The sequence below is a fragment of the uncultured Acidovorax sp. genome (assembly GCF_964021665.1).
GTDB classification, from domain to species: Bacteria; Pseudomonadota; Gammaproteobacteria; order Burkholderiales; family Burkholderiaceae_C; genus Acidovorax; species Acidovorax temperans.
Genome location: NZ_CAXIAK010000012.1, coordinates 31,907 through 46,554, shown reverse-complemented (window position 1 = coordinate 46,554; position 14,648 = coordinate 31,907). Strand labels below are relative to the sequence as shown.

Annotated in this window: 14 protein-coding genes; 5 read left to right on the top strand and 9 right to left on the bottom strand. The window is 65.4% G+C overall.

The window, feature by feature from the left end:
• Positions 1-8: 8 nt before the first annotated feature.
• Together AADJ04_RS04515 and AADJ04_RS04510 are read right to left on the bottom strand one after the other, a co-directional pair.
• Positions 9-1,130, bottom strand: a complete 1,122-nt coding sequence (locus tag AADJ04_RS04515) for a glycosyltransferase (RefSeq protein ID WP_341238895.1) — start codon at positions 1,128-1,130, stop codon at positions 9-11.
• Positions 1,127-2,437 carry an O-antigen ligase family protein gene (locus AADJ04_RS04510; protein ID WP_066692192.1) on the bottom strand — a complete coding sequence of 437 codons (1,311 nt, stop codon included), beginning with the start codon at positions 2,435-2,437 and terminating at the stop codon, positions 1,127-1,129. Before AADJ04_RS04510 ends, AADJ04_RS04515 begins: the two co-directional genes overlap by 4 nt.
• Before the next feature lie 189 nt (positions 2,438-2,626).
• On the opposite strand from AADJ04_RS04510, the gene AADJ04_RS04505 reads away from it, so the two are divergent.
• Entirely contained in the window at positions 2,627-3,622 is a 996-nt protein-coding gene (locus AADJ04_RS04505) for a capsular polysaccharide synthesis protein (RefSeq protein WP_341238894.1), read from the top strand.
• Positions 3,623-3,669: 47 nt separating this feature from the next.
• Here the strand turns inward: AADJ04_RS04505 and AADJ04_RS04500 are convergent, their stop codons facing one another.
• The 4 genes from AADJ04_RS04500 to radA all read right to left on the bottom strand — a co-directional run bounded on the left by AADJ04_RS04500 (position 3,670) and on the right by radA (position 6,805).
• Positions 3,670-3,876, bottom strand: a complete 207-nt coding sequence (locus tag AADJ04_RS04500) for a zinc-finger domain-containing protein (protein WP_066695516.1) — start codon at positions 3,874-3,876, stop codon at positions 3,670-3,672.
• Positions 3,877-3,878: 2 nt separating this feature from the next.
• Positions 3,879-4,829 (bottom strand): branched-chain amino acid transaminase, encoded by a 951-nt coding sequence (locus AADJ04_RS04495; RefSeq protein WP_066695517.1) that lies wholly within the window; start codon positions 4,827-4,829, stop codon positions 3,879-3,881.
• A 98-nt stretch (positions 4,830-4,927) separates the two neighbouring features.
• On the bottom strand, positions 4,928-5,341 hold the full coding sequence (locus tag AADJ04_RS04490; RefSeq protein ID WP_066695523.1) for a glycerate kinase: 414 nt from the start codon (positions 5,339-5,341) through the stop codon (positions 4,928-4,930).
• Positions 5,342-5,422: 81 nt separating this feature from the next.
• Positions 5,423-6,805 (bottom strand): DNA repair protein RadA, encoded by a 1,383-nt coding sequence (gene radA / locus AADJ04_RS04485; RefSeq protein WP_066695518.1) that lies wholly within the window; start codon positions 6,803-6,805, stop codon positions 5,423-5,425.
• Between the two features lie 116 nt (positions 6,806-6,921).
• Here radA and hpaI point away from each other — a divergent pair, with 116 nt between their 5' ends.
• The 3 genes from hpaI to AADJ04_RS04470 all read left to right on the top strand — a co-directional run bounded on the left by hpaI (position 6,922) and on the right by AADJ04_RS04470 (position 9,480).
• Positions 6,922-7,761, top strand: coding sequence for a 4-hydroxy-2-oxoheptanedioate aldolase (hpaI, locus tag AADJ04_RS04480; RefSeq protein ID WP_341238893.1), 840 nt, complete (start codon positions 6,922-6,924; stop codon positions 7,759-7,761).
• A gap of 59 nt (positions 7,762-7,820) precedes the next feature.
• Positions 7,821-8,798: a 2-dehydropantoate 2-reductase gene (locus AADJ04_RS04475; RefSeq protein ID WP_066695519.1), complete on the top strand. Its 978-nt coding sequence runs from the start codon at positions 7,821-7,823 to the stop codon at positions 8,796-8,798.
• A gap of 73 nt (positions 8,799-8,871) precedes the next feature.
• Positions 8,872-9,480 carry a glutathione S-transferase family protein gene (locus AADJ04_RS04470; RefSeq protein ID WP_066695520.1) on the top strand — a complete coding sequence of 203 codons (609 nt, stop codon included), beginning with the start codon at positions 8,872-8,874 and terminating at the stop codon, positions 9,478-9,480.
• A 69-nt stretch (positions 9,481-9,549) separates the two neighbouring features.
• Here the strand turns inward: AADJ04_RS04470 and AADJ04_RS04465 are convergent, their stop codons facing one another.
• On the bottom strand, positions 9,550-11,130 hold the full coding sequence (locus AADJ04_RS04465; RefSeq protein ID WP_066695521.1) for an ABC transporter substrate-binding protein: 1,581 nt from the start codon (positions 11,128-11,130) through the stop codon (positions 9,550-9,552).
• Positions 11,131-11,204: 74 nt separating this feature from the next.
• Positions 11,205-11,813 carry a LysE/ArgO family amino acid transporter gene (locus tag AADJ04_RS04460; protein WP_066695529.1) on the bottom strand — a complete coding sequence of 203 codons (609 nt, stop codon included), beginning with the start codon at positions 11,811-11,813 and terminating at the stop codon, positions 11,205-11,207.
• A gap of 76 nt (positions 11,814-11,889) precedes the next feature.
• Here AADJ04_RS04460 and AADJ04_RS04455 point away from each other — a divergent pair, with 76 nt between their 5' ends.
• On the top strand, positions 11,890-12,780 hold the full coding sequence (locus AADJ04_RS04455) for a LysR family transcriptional regulator ArgP (RefSeq protein WP_341238892.1): 891 nt from the start codon (positions 11,890-11,892) through the stop codon (positions 12,778-12,780).
• A gap of 22 nt (positions 12,781-12,802) precedes the next feature.
• On the opposite strand, the gene AADJ04_RS04450 is transcribed toward AADJ04_RS04455, so the two are convergent.
• Positions 12,803-14,644: an ABC transporter ATP-binding protein gene (locus AADJ04_RS04450; protein WP_341238908.1), complete on the bottom strand. Its 1,842-nt coding sequence runs from the start codon at positions 14,642-14,644 to the stop codon at positions 12,803-12,805.
• Positions 14,645-14,648 lie beyond the last annotated feature (4 nt).

Here is a 14,648-nt window from a genome sequence, read left to right as displayed (position 1 = left end):
GGCTATGGTCATGGTAAGGATTTCTCCAGCAAACTACCTAAAAGAGCCTCGTACCGCTCGGTCATCGTGTTCAATCCGTAGCGCTGTAGTACCTCCGCGTGCGCGGCGGCAGCCATGCGTGCAGCGTCCTGAGGTTGGTTCAACAGCGTGGCGAGTGCGTCTGCCAGGGCCTGTGGGTTGGCGTGTTCCACCAGCAGTCCGGTGCGCCCGCTGTCGACGACCTCCTGCACACCAACCACCTGGCTGCCGACCACCGCACAGCCAGCGGCCATGCCTTCAATCAGCGACAGCGGCATGCCTTCGTAGTGGGTGGACAGCACGCAGATTTGGTGCCCCTTGAGCAACCCCGGTACGTCGTTGCAATGCCCGAGGAAGGTCACCTGGTCTGCCAGCCCCAGCGTTTGGGCCAGGCGCTCGGCGGCACGCCGCGCACTGGCCTTGCCCCCCCCGGCCAGCAGCACTGGCGGCCTCAGCCCACGGGTGCGCAGGAGGGCCACCGCCTGCAACAAGGTGGCATGGTCTTTTTGCCGCGCAAACCGCGCAGCCATCACGATGCCGGGAATGCGCTGTACAAACGTATGCGCCGGGGCATTGGCATAAGGCTCCAGGCGGATGCCATTGGGAATGGCATGCACACGGTCTTGCGGAAATCCATACCCCAGCAACGCACTGCGCACCCCTTCAGAGCACCCCACGATGGCATCGGTACGGCGGGCCAGCCAGCGCGCCTGCACCAAGCGCCAGGCGTTGTAGCGCTCGCGGGAGTTGTGCTCGACATGCACCAAGTGCCGCACACCCGCCAGCAGCCCCGCATAGCGGCCCCAAAGGTGTTCGCTGTAGCCATGCGCGACCAGGATGTCCGGCTGGAATCTTCGGCACAAAGAGGCCAGCGCCCACACCGTGGCGGCATGGGACCAGCCAGGCACCAGCTCCACGCGCAAGCCGTCCGCCTGTAGCGCACGCACTCGCTCAGGCAACGTGGTTCGCTTGCGGCGCAGCACCAACAAGGCATCGAAGCGGCCCGCTACACCGTGCGCTCGAACCAAATCCACCGCCACCTGGGTGGCGCCAGAAAATCCACCCGTCACAAAATGCAGCACCTTGGGCCGCTGGCCCCGTGGCTGCGTCACGACACCGCCCGTTCAGACTGCGCAGCGCCGCTCGGCAGCTGCTGCAGACCGAGCAGTGCGCCCCAAACAGCCATGTTCATGAACAGATAAAACATGATCCCGCTGTTATGGGCAAAGAACACCTGCGTGAGTCCAAAGCCCATGTACAACACAGGAATGCACAGCCCGGACAAACGCACAGCCACCATCTGCGCCTTCAACGGATCTGGCAGGCCTGCCATGGCCTGGAGGCGGCGCCGACTGGGCCAAAACAGCGCAATCGGCACCCCATAAAAGATCAGCAGCATGCCTACACCCACCAGGCCCGTTTTCACAAAAACATCCAGCACCTCGTTGTGTGCATAGATGTATTCCATGATGGCCGGTTGGTATTGGCCTGCCGCCACGCGACGGGCTTTGTCTTGCAAATAGCCCGCCATGCCCCAGCCCGTCAAAGGCTTTTCACGCCCGGCATCCCAGGCATAGCGCCAATGCTCCAGCCGCTGCCCCACCGAGTTGTCTGCCTCCCGCTGGGCGCCATAGACCTGCACCTCATGGCGCATGAGATGCCAGCGTGTCTCCACCATCTCCCAGTTCAGCGCTGTCACCAACGTCAGCGCCACCAGGATGCCCGCCAAAATACGGAACAACCTGCCTGGGCGCAGCCGCTGAAACAGCACAAGCACCAGCGGAATCGCCAGCAGCAAGGCCAGCCAGCCCCCCCGCGACTGCGACAACATCGAGGCATTGAGCGCGGCCAACACTGCCAACACCGCCACGGCCACGACAGCGCGTGAAAGTTGCCGATACAGCGCAATGGTCTGCACCGCGAGCATGGCGCCCAGCAGCAGCACCAGGTTGCCCCACTGAATGGCGTTGGTGCGGTTTGATGGAAAGCCCGACGCACGCGGTGCGCCCTCCACATGCACCTGCCACAGAGCCACGCCGCACACGCCAATGCAGCCGATCAAAAGCCCCCAAAACAACGCACGCGCACGCGGGGGAAAGGCCGCGATGAACAGCAGGCAAGGCACGGCAAGGGCGAATTTCAGCGACCGATCGAAACGCCCCCAGTTCTCACGCGGATCTGACAGTGCAAACCACAGAAGCGCCATGCCCAGCATGGCCAGCGCCAGCACCACCGTGGCGCGATCTGGCCGCACGGTCGCCCAGCGCGGCAAAGAGAACAGCGCACCCAGCAGCAGCAAAACCGCACCGTACGAATAGCCAGAGGCCACCGACAGCGCCAAGGCCGGGAGCAAGAACGCCACCAGCGTGGCCAGTTGCCGCTGCCAAGGCGATGGGCCAAGAAAAGACAGAAGGTGCATGAAAAACTTGCGTGTCGGCAAGCGCGCCGACAGATATTAGATGTGACCCGTACAGGCACATGGAAGTGCCTCTGAAGAACCCGTAAAGCGCCCTTTACGACACAAACCTGCGCTGCGATCAACGCAACCCAGAGGCCGAAGTGCAAAAATCCTTCATTGCATTTTTCCACACTTCGGGGCTCCGTATCCATGACACGCCAACTTCCCGCAGCCGCGTTCCGCATCGCCTACCAGCTGCTGGCACGACTGCAGCCGCACCGTGCGGCAGCCTACACGCCCCCAGCCCCCCCAGGCGCCCCCACGGCCCCAAGCACGGCACCCACCGAGCACCCCGCGCCCATTCCCCGCAAGATCTGGAGTTACTGGCATGCGGTGGAACCCGACCCTTTCGTCCAGCAATGCATCGCCAATTGGCAAACCCAGTGCCCCGATTTTGAAGTACAGGTACTGAACCAGCAGACCGTGCGCGACCATGTGCCGCCCACCGACTGGCCTGAGGGGTTCAGTGCGCTGAACCCCGTCAAGCAGTCTGACTGGATTCGCCTGTACCTGGTCAGTCGCTACGGTGGCTACTGGCTAGATGCCAGCGTGGTACTGACCCAGCCCCTGGACTGGCTAGAGGCCAGGCAAGGCGCAGAGCACTCGGAATTCGTCGGTTTTTACCTGGGCGGCTACACGCACGATGCCCGCTACCCCGTGATCGAGAACTGGGCGTTTGGCGCACCAGCGGGTGGGGCGTTTGTGACGGCATGGCAAAGAGAGTTTCACCATGCGCTTTTTGAAATCGGCACGCAAGCCTATTTGGCATCGCTGCAGCGCGAACCAGGTTACGCCGCATTGCTGCAGGGCATCACCGATCCGGTCTATTTGCTGGGGCATGTCACCGCCCAGCGGGTGCTGCGCCGCCACCCGAACAGCCGACTGACGCTCTCCAAAGCCGAGGACACGGCGTTTTTCTATCAAAAAGCCGTGTCGTGGAAGTGGTACCTGCTCTACCCACGCCTGTGCCTGGTGGCCGCAGACCCCCACATGGCGCCACTGGTCAAGCTGCGCGGCGGAGAGCGCCGGCATTTCGCTGAACTCATGGCACAACACGGCGCCCCCGCGCCCCACAGCCTGTGGGGGAAGGCCTGCCAGGCCGCCGCCCCTTTGCCCCCCGCCGCCCGCCCTGCGGCGCCACATTGAACGCATCGCCAGCGGGGTGCTGGGCTGGGGTTGTCTGAGCTGCAAGCTCAGTGCCCCGCGCGAACCACTTCGCCCGCCTTCAGGCGGTACACGGTGCCGCAGTAAGGGCACTTGCCTTCGCCGGTGTGGGCCACATCCAGGTACACCTTGGGGTGGCTGTTCCACAGCTTCATGTCGGCCTTGGGATTGGGGCAGAACACGGCCCCTTGGGCGTTCAGGTCCTTGGCCAGAACTTCTACAACTGCTTGGGACATGATCAAACCTTGGTGAGCCAGTGGGCGTATTGGGGATTGCGGCCGTTGACGATGTCAAAGAACGCGGTCTGGATTTTTTCGGTGATGGGGCCACGGCTGCCAACATAGTCGCCCTTGCCCAGCTCGATGCGATCCAGCTCGCGGATGGGGGTGACTTCGGCAGCGGTGCCGGTAAAGAAGGCTTCGTCGGCGATGTACACCTCGTCGCGTGTGATGCGCTTTTGCACGATCTCCAGGCCCAAGTCCTTGGCGATGTGGAAGATGGTGTTGCGGGTGATGCCGTTCAGGGCACCGGCCGACAGGTCGGGCGTGTAGATCACGCCGTTCTTGACCACAAAAATATTCTCGCCCGCGCCTTCGGACACGAAACCGGAGCTGTCCAGCAGCAGCGCTTCGTCGTAGCCCTCGTCGGTGGCTTCCATGTTGGCCAGGATGGAATTGGTGTAGTTGCTCACCGCCTTGGCCTGCGTCATGGTGATGTTGACGTGGTGGCGCGTGTAGCTGCTGGTCTTGACGCGGATGCCGCGCTTCATGCCCTCTTCACCCAGGTAAGCACCCCAAGCCCAGGCGGCCACCATCAGGTGGATGGTGTTGCCCTTGGGGCTGACGCCCAGCTTCTTGTCGCCCACCCAGGTCAGGGGGCGGATGTAGCCGGATTCGAGCTTGTTCTCGCGGATCACGGCCTTTTGCGCCTCGTTGACCTCTTCCTGGCTGAACGGGATCTTCATGCGCAGGATCTTCGCGCTGTTGAACAGGCGCTCAGTGTGCTCCTGCAGACGGAAGATCGCCGGGCCGTTGACGGTGTTGTAGGCACGCACGCCTTCAAAAGCGCCGCAGCCGTAGTGCAGCGTGTGGGTCAGCACATGGATCTTGGCATCGCGCCAATCGACCATCTGGCCGTCCATCCAGATTTTGCCGTCGCGATCGGCCATCGAGGGAACTACGGGGCTCATGGGTGTCCTTTGTGGGTTGCTGTGGTTGAGCAAGCCCCTGATTTTACGGGCGGCAGCAGGGGCCGCGCACGCAAAACCAGCCCACCCCGGCCGGGGCCTTACTCGGCGGCGGTGGATTCCTGCGCCTGTGGCCGCTCCAGCGTCCACTTTTGCAGGCGGCCATGGATGAATTCGCAGGTCACATGCGACTGTGTGCCATCGGTCCAGCGGTAAATCTCTGGGTCGGTGTCGGCGGGCGACAGGCGCTCGCCCAGCGACTGCGTCATGGCCATCACGTGCATCAGGTTCACGCCGGGTTTGAGCCGGGCATTGAGCATGACGGCGCTGCCCACATACCCCATGGGGCGGTTGGCAGCTTTTTTCATCACGTTCATGAGCCGCGTGAAATGCAGCAGCGCCCACATGACCAGGCCGCCCACCACGGCCGCCACGCCAGGCCAGCCAGCAGAGGCGTAGCCCACCAGCACCAGCCCGATGACCCCGGCGGGGACAAAAATATTGCGCAAATTCATGGGCGTCATTGTCGTATGGGCGGCGGCTGCGCGCACTGCGGAGAGTGCGTACGGCGGCGCACCCCCAGGCGGCGCAGCCTGTCAGCCGATGCCGCGCACCACGTTCATGGCTTCTTCCACCCGCTCCACCGCGTGAATGGTCAGTCCCTCGATGGGCTTTTTGGGCGCGTTGGCCTTAGGCACCACAGCCACGGAAAAGCCCAGCTTGGCGGCCTCCTTCAGGCGCTCCTGGCCGCGCGGCGCGGGGCGCACCTCACCAGCCAACCCCACTTCGCCAAAGGCCAGGAAGCCGCGCGGCAACGCCTTGCCCCGCAGGCTGGAGGTGATGGACAACATCACCGCCAAATCGGCCGCCGGTTCGCTGATGCGCACGCCGCCCACGGCGTTCACAAACACGTCTTGGTCCATGCAGGCCACCCCGGCGTGGCGGTGCAGCACGGCCAGCAGCATGGCCAGGCGGTCCTTGTCCAGGCCCACCGACAGGCGCCGGGGGCTGGGCCCGCCGCTGTCCACCAGCGCCTGGATCTCGACCAGCAGGGGGCGTGTGCCCTCCAGCGTCACCATCACGCAGCTGCCGGGCACCGGCTCACTGTGCTGGCTCAGAAAAATGGCACTCGGGTTGCTCACGCCCTTGAGGCCCTTTTCGGTCATGGCGAACACGCCGATTTCGTTCACGGCGCCAAAGCGGTTCTTGATGGCGCGCACCAGCCGGAACTGGCTGTGCGTGTCGCCTTCAAAGTACAGCACGGTGTCCACCATGTGCTCCAGCACGCGCGGGCCCGCCAGCGCGCCCTCCTTGGTCACATGGCCCACCAGAATCACGGCAATGCCCGTGCCCTTGGCCATGCGTGTGAGGTGCGCCGCACATTCGCGCACCTGGGCGACCGAGCCCGGCGCGCTGGTGAGCTGGTCGGAATACGTGGTCTGGATGGAGTCGATAACGACCACGGCAGGCTGCGTGGCATCCACCGTCGCCAGGATTTTTTCGAGCTGAATTTCGGCCAGCAACTGCACCTGGCTGCCGTCAATGCCCAGTCGGCGCGAGCGCAGCGCCACCTGCGCGCCGCTTTCTTCGCCCGTCACGTACAGCGCGGGCAGGCCCGCGCGTTGCAGGGCGTCCATGGCCTGCAGCAGCAAGGTGGATTTGCCAATGCCCGGGTCGCCGCCGATCAGCACCACGCCGCCTTCCACAATGCCACCGCCCAGCACGCGGTCCAGCTCGTCGATGCCGCTGGGGGTGCGGGCCACGTCCTGGGCCTCGATGGCGGCCAGCGGCAGGACGGGCTGCGCGTTGGCCAGGCCCGCGTAGCCTTGCGGCGCGCTCAGGCGGTTTTTGCCCGGCCCGGCCTCGGCCACCTGCTCGATCAGGGTGTTCCAGGCGCCGCAGGACGGGCATTTGCCCAGCCAGCGCGGGCTGGTGCCGCCGCATTCGGTACAGGTAAACGTGGTTTTGTCTTTGGCCATGGCGATAGGAAAGGGGAGCCCCCGATGCAAGGGCAGCCGACTATAGCGGCCATGCCAGCAAGCGCGCGCCACAGCCCGTACGATGGCGGGCTAGGCAAAGACCCATGGAGCACAAATTGCAGACACCTACCAACCGTTTCAAACAGGCCATGGCCCAGCGGCAGGCACAGATTGGCCTGTGGCTCGGCCTGGCCGACGCCTACAGTGCAGAGATCCTCGCGGGCACCGGCTATGACTGGCTGCTGGTCGATGGCGAACACGCGCCTAACGACCTGCGCTCCATCCTGCACCAGCTGCAGGCAATAGCCAGTGCGGCCAGCGCCACCAGCGCCCTGCCGCCCGGCGCGCAGGCGCCCCACCCCATTGCGCGCGTGCCCGTGGGCGACACGGCACTGATCAAGCAGTTCCTGGACCTGGGCGTGCAGACCCTGCTGGTGCCCATGGTGGACACCGCCGAGCAGGCCCAGCAGCTGGTGCGCGCCACGCGCTATGCGCCCGAAGGCGTGCGCGGCATGGGCAGCGCGCTGGCCCGCTCGTCGCGCTGGCAGGCGTACCCGCAGTACGTGCACGAGGCCAACCAGCAGATCTGCCTGCTGGTGCAGGCCGAGACGGTAGAAGCCATGAACAACCTGGACGCCATTGCTGCCACGCCCGGTGTGGACGGCGTGTTCATCGGCCCGGCGGACCTGTCGGCATCGATGGGCCACCCGGGCAACCCAGGGCACCCCGAGGTGCAGGCGGCCATCCACGACGGCATTGCGCGCATCCTGCGCGCGGGCAAGGCGCCGGGTATTCTGGCCACCACCGAATCGCAGGCACGCCAGTGGCTGGCAGCGGGCGCGCTGTTTGTGGCCGTGGGGGTGGACACCATGCTGCTGGTCAGCGCTGCGCAGGATTTGCTGGCGCGCTTTCGCACGGAAACCGCCACCCCAGCGGTGCGGCCACTGGGCTACTGACAGCGCTGCACGCTCACCCCCTGTTCACCCACTCCTCGGTCCATAACGACTCTATGACGATGAAAGCATGTATCTACGGCGCAGGTGCGATTGGCGGCTGGCTGGGCGTGGCCCTGGCGCAGGCGGGCCACCCGGTCAGCCTGGTGGCGCGCGGCGAGACATTGCGCGCCCTGCAGACGCAGGGCCTGCGCATGCGGCGCACCGACGGCACGCTAGCGCAGGTGCCCGTCACCGCCCACAGCGACCCGGCCGCCCTGGGCGTGCAAGACCTGGTGGTCATCGCCGTGAAAGCCCCCGGCCTGCCGGACGTGGCACGCGCCATTGCGCCGCTGCTGGGCCCCCACACCGTCGTGCTCACCGCCATGAATGGCGTGCCGTGGTGGTTTCTTGACGGTGTTGGCGGCGCGGCGCAGGGTCGCGCGCTTGAATCGGTGGACACGGGGGGCGTGATTGCCCAGGCCATTCCCGCACGCAGCGTGCTGGGCGGCGTGGTGCATGCCAGTTGCTCGCTGGAAGCGCCGGGCTTTGTGCGCCACCACTTTGGCGACCGGCTCATCCTGGGCGAGCCCGATGGCAGCCGCAGCGCACGCCTGCTGGCCCTGGCAGACAGCCTGCAGCGCGGCGGCATCCAGGCCGAGGTGTCGGACTGCATTCAGAAAGACATCTGGTTCAAGCTGTGGGGCAACCTGACCATGAACCCCATCAGCGCCCTGACCGGCGCCACCATCGACCGCATCCTGGACGACGACCTGGTGCGGGGCTTTGTGAGCGCGGTGATGCTGGAAGCCAAGGCCATCGGTGAAAAACTGGGCCTGCCGATTGACCAGCAGCCCGAAGACCGCCACGCCGTTACGCGCAAGCTGGGCGCGTTCAAGACCTCGATGCTGCAGGACGTGGAGGCGAGCAAGCCCCTGGAGATTGACGCCCTGGTGGGCGCAGTGCGCGAGCTGGGGCAGATCACCAGCACCCCCACGCCCCACACCGATGCCCTGCTGGGGCTGGTGCGGCTGATGGCTCGCACCCGCGGGCTGTATTGATTCCTTTAACCAAAATAGCCTCTAGCGCTTATATATAAAGCGCAAGCAGCTATTAACTTAATAGCAAACCACCATGCTCACGTTGTACTACACCCCTGGCACCTGTGCGCTGGCCGTGCGCATCGCCTTGGAAGAGGCCGCGGCCCCGCACCAGCTGGTGCGCGTGGACTTTGCGGCAGGCCAGCAGCGCACGCCAGAGTACCTGGCCATCAACCCCAAGGGGCGGGTGCCCGCGCTGGTCACGCCCCAGGGCACGCTGACCGAAACGCCCGCCCTGCTGGCCTACGTGGCGCAAGCCTTCCCGCAGGCCGGGCTGGCCCCTGCCGACCCCTACGGCTTTGCGCGCATGCAGGAGTTTCACAGCTACCTCGCCTCCACCGTGCACGTGGCCCACGCCCACCGCCCCCGCGCCAGCCGCTGGGCCGACGAGCCCGAGGCCCAGGCCGCCATGCAGCGCAAGGTGCCGCAGAACATGACCGACTGCTTTCAGCTCATCGAAACCCACTACCTCAGCGAAGGCCCGTGGGTGCTGGGCGATCAGTATTCGGTGGCCGATGGCTACCTGTTCACCGTGGCCAGCTGGCTCAAGAGCGACGGGGTGGACATTGCCCTCTTCCCCAAGGTGCACGCGCACACCCAGCGCATGTTGCAGCGCCCCGCCGTGCAGCGCGCACTGGCCTGACGCCCCTGCGGGCACAAAAAAGCCCCGGTGCTTTGCAGGCACCGGGGCTTTTTTACTGGGCGAAGGCGATCAGTTCACCTTCAGGTAGCGCCAGTCGATGCGGTTGTCCGCGCGGTGGATGATCTCCACCTTCTTCGAGCCCGCCCAAGGAATCACCTGGTTGTACAGCGGAATGTGCGACACCAGCTCATGCTCCTTGATCAGCGCCTGCTCGATCAGCTGGTTGCGCGTGGTGGCATCGGTTTCCTTCTTGATCCGCTCGATCAGCGCATCCATCTGCGGGTCAGAGAAGCGGCCCAGGTTGAAGTTGCCGTCCCCGCCCGCGCCGGGCGAGCGCACCAGCGACTGCAGGCTGTAGAACGCGTCAAACGTGGGCACGCCCCAGCCCAGCAGGTAGATGCTGGCTTCGTTGCGCTGGATCATCGGAAAGTAGGTGGCAAACGGCAGCGAACGCAGCTTGGCCTTCACGCCCACCTTGGCCCACTGCGAGGTGATGGCCTGGCACAGCTGTTCGTCGTTGATGTAGCGGCCCGCGCTGCACGCAAAGTCCACCTCAAACCCGTTGGGGTAGCCCGCATCGGCCAGCAGCTTTTGCGCGGCCTTGGGGTCATAGGGGTAGCGCACGTCGGCCTTCTTGGTCCAGCCGTTCACCTGGTTGGCAATCAGCGTGCCGGTGGGCTGGGCCAGTCCGCGCAGCACCACGCGCTGGATGGACTGGATGTCGATGGCCTGGTACAGCGCCTTGCGCACGCGCAGGTCCTTCAGCGGGTTCTTGCCCTTCACGTCCGAGCCGGGCAGTTCTTCGCGGAACTGGTCCAGGCCCAGGAAGATGGTGCGGTACTCCGGCCCTTCCAGCACCTGCAGGTTGGGCGTCTGCTTGATGCGTGCCAGGTCTTGCAGGCTGGGGTCGATCACGAAATCAATCTCACCCGAGAGCAGCGCCGCCGTGCGCGTCGCATCGGCCTTGATGGGGGTGTAGACGATTTCGGTCAGGTTGGTGGGGTACTTGCCCTTGCCCCACCAGTGCGGGTTGGGCTCCAGCACCACGCGCTGGTCGGGCGTCCACTGCTTGAGCTGGTAGGGGCCGGTGCCCAGCGCGTTGCGGTGGGCAAAGGTTTCGTCCTTGGTCTTGATGTCCTTGGGCTCCACCGATTTGTTCTTCTCGGCCCAGGCCTTGCTCATGATGCGCAGCTCGGTGAGCTGGTTCACCAGCACGGGGTTGGGCAACTCGGAATGGATGTCGATGGTGTAGGCATCGACCTTTTCCACGCGGTCAATCCCCTGCGTGTAGACCGCGAAGTTGGAGCTTTTGGCCTTGGCGCGCTCCAGCGAGAACTTGGCGTCGTCGGCCGTGAACTCGCTGCCGTCGCTGAACTTCACGCCGCGGCGCAGCGTCAGGCGCAGCTGTGTGGGCTTGATGAGCTTCCACTCGGTAGCGAGCGACGGCTCGGGCTTGAAGGTCTTGCTGTTGTATTCGACCAGCGTGTCGTACACCGCGCCGTGCATGGTGTTGTTCACGCCCACGTTCTGGGCGTGGATGTCCCACGAAGAAATGTCCACAGAACGGGACCAGCGGAAGGTTTTGGCCTGCACGGTCAGCGGCAGGGCCGTGGCCAGGGCGGCCGCGAGCAAAAGGGTTTTGAAACGCATGGGGGATCACTCCAGATCAATCAATCCCCCCACTATGAACCAAATCACAGGGCGTTGTAACGAACTTATCGTTCTTAGCTTAGACCCATCGCAAATGCCAAGGCCATCATGCAAACCGCAGTGACCCCATCCAGCACCCGCCACGCCTGGGGGGAGGCGAACAGTGGCGCCAGCCAGCGTGCGCCAAAGCCGATGGCAGTGAACCACAGTGCGCTGGCCAAGGCCCCGCCGGTGGCAAAGGCCGCCCGCCCCCATGTGGGGTAGGGGCTTGCCATGGTGCCCAGCAGCACCACGGTGTCCAGGTACACATGGGGGTTGAGCCAGGTCAGGGCCAGCAGCGTGAGCACCGTGCTGCGCAGGCTGTTGCCTGGCCCGCCCGCCGTCACCAGCAGCTGGCCCGGCCGCAGTGCCCGCGCACCGGCTTGCAGGGCATAGGCCAGCAAAAACAAGGCACCCGCCCAGCGCATCCACTGCCCCCACTCGGGCCGCGCCAGCAGAACACCGCCCATGCCCCACACCCCGGCCTGCAGCAGCACCGCATCCGACAAAGCACACAGCGCCACCACGGGCAACACATGCTCACGGCGCAAACCCTGGCGCAGCACAAACGCGTTTTGCGCGCCAATGGCCATGATCAGCATGGCGGTGGAACTGAAGCCGTGAACGAAAGCAGTGGTGGTCATGGCCTGCATTCTGGCGACTGCACCACAGTCATGCCAGCTATACTTTTTAACGATCCGTCAAAATTGCTAACCAGCCATGCAGCTCGATTCGGCCCAGCTCAATGCGTTTTCTGCCGTCATCGACGAAGGCAGCTTCGAGCGCGCAGCCGCCTTGCTGCACATCACCCGCTCTGCGGTGTCGCAGCGCATCAAGCTACTGGAAGAGCGTGTGGGCCAGGTACTGGTGCGCCGCGCCACGCCCTGCACTGCCACCGAAGCCGGGCAGGCCCTGTACCGCCACGCCCGCGAAATTGCGCTGAGCGAGGCCGATGCGCTGGCCGCCATTGGCGGGGGCCCGCGCAGCACCACGCGCCTGGCCATCGGCGTCAATGCCGACTCGCTGGCCACCTGGTTCCCGGCCGCCATGGCGCAGGCGGGGGAAGACCCTTCCATCACCTTCGACATCCATGTGGAAGACCAGGACCATTCGGCCAACCTGCTGCGCGAAGGCCGCGTGATGGCCGCCGTGACGGCCGACCCCCAGCCGGTGCAGGGCTGCCAGGTGCTGCCCCTGGGCACCCTGCGCTACCGGGCGCTGGCCAGCCCGGCCTTCATGCAACGCTTCTTTGCCACAGGCGTGACAGCCACCACGCTGGCACGCGCACCCATGCTGGTCTTCAACCGCAAGGATGCGCTGCAAGGCCGCTATGTACGCCGCATTACCCGCCGTGCGCTTACGCCGCCCGTGCATTGGCTGCCCGAGGCACACGCTTTCGTCAAAGCCACCGAGGCCGGCCTGGGCTGGGGCATGGCCCCGGACCTGATGGTGGCAGGCCACCTGCGCGCCGGCACGCTGGTCGAGCTGATTGCAGGCAAGCCGGTGGATGTGCCGCTGTACTGGCAGTACTGGCGGCTGAATGTGCAGGCCCTGGCCCGCATGACCGCCGCCGTGCAGTCCCAGGCGCACCGCGCACTCGCCACCCGCTGACGAACAGCGACGCGACGGCTGGCTATTCCATGCGCTGCGCCTCGCCCAGAAAGCCCCCGCTCTGGTGCGCCCACAGGCGCGCATAAATGCCGCCCTGGGCCAGCAGTTGGGCGTGGGTGCCTTCTTCGACGATGCGGCCTGCATCCATGACGATGAGGCGGTCCATCGCTGCGATGGTGGACAGGCGGTGAGCGATGGCGATCACGGTCTTGCCCTGCATGAGACCGTCCAGGCTTTGCTGGATGGCGGCTTCGACTTCGGAGTCCAGCGCGCTGGTGGCTTCGTCCAGCAGCAGGATGGGCGCGTCTTTGAGCATGACGCGGGCAATGGCCACGCGCTGGCGCTGGCCGCCCGAGAGCTTCACGCCACGCTCGCCCACATGGGCTTCATAGCCGCGGCGGCCTTGGGGGTCGGTCAGGGTGTCGATGAAGGCGGCGGCCTCGGCGCGCTCGGCGGCGGCGTGCAGTTCTTCCTCGGTGGCATCGGGGCGGCCGTAGAGGATGTTGTCGCGCATCGAACGGTGCAGCAGCGAGGTGTCTTGCGTGACCATGCCGATGGCGTGGCGCAGGCTGTCTTGCGTCACTTTTGAAATGTCCTGCCCATCGATCAGCACGCGCCCGCCCTGAATGTCATGAAAGCGCAGCAGCAGATTGACCAGAGTGGACTTGCCCGCACCCGAGCGGCCGATGAGGCCGATGCGCTCGCCGGGGCGAATGGTGAGGCTGAGCCCGTCAATCACCGGGCGGCCACCATCCTGGTAAGCAAAGCGCACTTGCTCAAAGCGCACTTCGCCCTGCGTCACGCGCAGGGGCTGGGCGCCAGGGGCGTCCACCACCTGGCGGGGGCGGGTCAGGGTGTTGATACCGTCCTGGATGGTGCCCACACTTTCAAACAGGGTGGTCACTTCCCACATCACCCAGTGGGCGTGACCGGCCACACGCAGGGCCATGGCGGTGACGGCAGCCACCGCGCCAGCGCCCACCTGGCCTTGCGTCCACAGCCACAGCGCGGTACCGCAGGCGCCCAGAATCATGCCCACCACCAGCACGTGGTTGACGATTTCAAACCGGCTCACCAGGCGCATCTGTGCGTAGCCGGTGAGCTTGAAGGCATCCATGGCAGCGCGGGCAAACTCGGCTTCGCGGTGGGTGTGCGAGAAGAGCTTGACGGTGGCGATGTTGGTGTACGCGTCGGTGATGCGCCCGGTCATGAGGGCGCGGGCGTCGGCCTGGTCGCGGCTGACCTTGCCCAGGCGGGGCACAAAGTACCAGCACACCAGGCCGTAGCACACCAGCCAGCCCGCAAACGGCAGCAACAGCCGCGCATCAAAGCCCCAGGCCAGCAGCAAGATGGTGATCAGGTACACACCCATGCCCACCACCACGTCGGTGGTGGTGAAGATCATGTCGCGCACGGCCAGCGCGGTCTGCATGATCTTGGTGGTGATGCGGCCGGCGAACTCGTCGGCATAAAAGGCCATGCTCTGGCCCAGCATCAGGCGGTGAAAGTTCCAGCGCAGGCGCAGCGGCAGGTTGATGGCCAGCGCCTGGTGCTTGACGCTGGTGCGCAGCGCCACCAGCGCAATGCTGGCCACCATGACCGCAGCCACCCAGGTGAGCGTGTTGCCGCGCTGCGCCCACAGGGTGGCGGGCGTAGCGGCGGCAATCCAGTCCACCACGCGGCCCAGCACGGCGAACAGCAGGGCTTCGTACACGGCAATCAGCGCCGACAGCCCGGCCATCGCCACCACATAGCCGCGCACGCCGCGCGCGCAGGCCCACACGAACGCCAAAAACCCCCGGGGCGGCAGCGCAGGCTCGTTGGTCGGGTAACAGGGAACGCTTTTTTCGAAAAACTTGAACAACAAG

Excerpts from the sequence above, each read along its gene's own strand:
- AADJ04_RS04510 (WP_066692192.1), bottom strand. The coding sequence starts at position 2,437 with ATGCACCTTCTGTCTTTTCTTGGCCCATCGCCTTGGCAGCGGCAACTG.
- AADJ04_RS04505 (WP_341238894.1), top strand. The coding sequence starts at position 2,627 with ATGACACGCCAACTTCCCGCAGCCGCGTTCCGCATCGCCTACCAGCTG.
- AADJ04_RS04500 (WP_066695516.1), bottom strand. The coding sequence starts at position 3,876 with ATGTCCCAAGCAGTTGTAGAAGTTCTGGCCAAGGACCTGAACGCCCAA.
- AADJ04_RS04495 (WP_066695517.1), bottom strand. The coding sequence starts at position 4,829 with ATGAGCCCCGTAGTTCCCTCGATGGCCGATCGCGACGGCAAAATCTGG.
- AADJ04_RS04490 (WP_066695523.1), bottom strand. The coding sequence starts at position 5,341 with ATGAATTTGCGCAATATTTTTGTCCCCGCCGGGGTCATCGGGCTGGTG.
- radA (WP_066695518.1), bottom strand. The coding sequence starts at position 6,805 with ATGGCCAAAGACAAAACCACGTTTACCTGTACCGAATGCGGCGGCACC.
- AADJ04_RS04475 (WP_066695519.1), top strand. The coding sequence starts at position 7,821 with ATGAAAGCATGTATCTACGGCGCAGGTGCGATTGGCGGCTGGCTGGGC.
- AADJ04_RS04470 (WP_066695520.1), top strand. The coding sequence starts at position 8,872 with ATGCTCACGTTGTACTACACCCCTGGCACCTGTGCGCTGGCCGTGCGC.
- AADJ04_RS04465 (WP_066695521.1), bottom strand. The coding sequence starts at position 11,130 with ATGCGTTTCAAAACCCTTTTGCTCGCGGCCGCCCTGGCCACGGCCCTG.
- AADJ04_RS04460 (WP_066695529.1), bottom strand. The coding sequence starts at position 11,813 with ATGACCACCACTGCTTTCGTTCACGGCTTCAGTTCCACCGCCATGCTG.
- AADJ04_RS04455 (WP_341238892.1), top strand. The coding sequence starts at position 11,890 with ATGCAGCTCGATTCGGCCCAGCTCAATGCGTTTTCTGCCGTCATCGAC.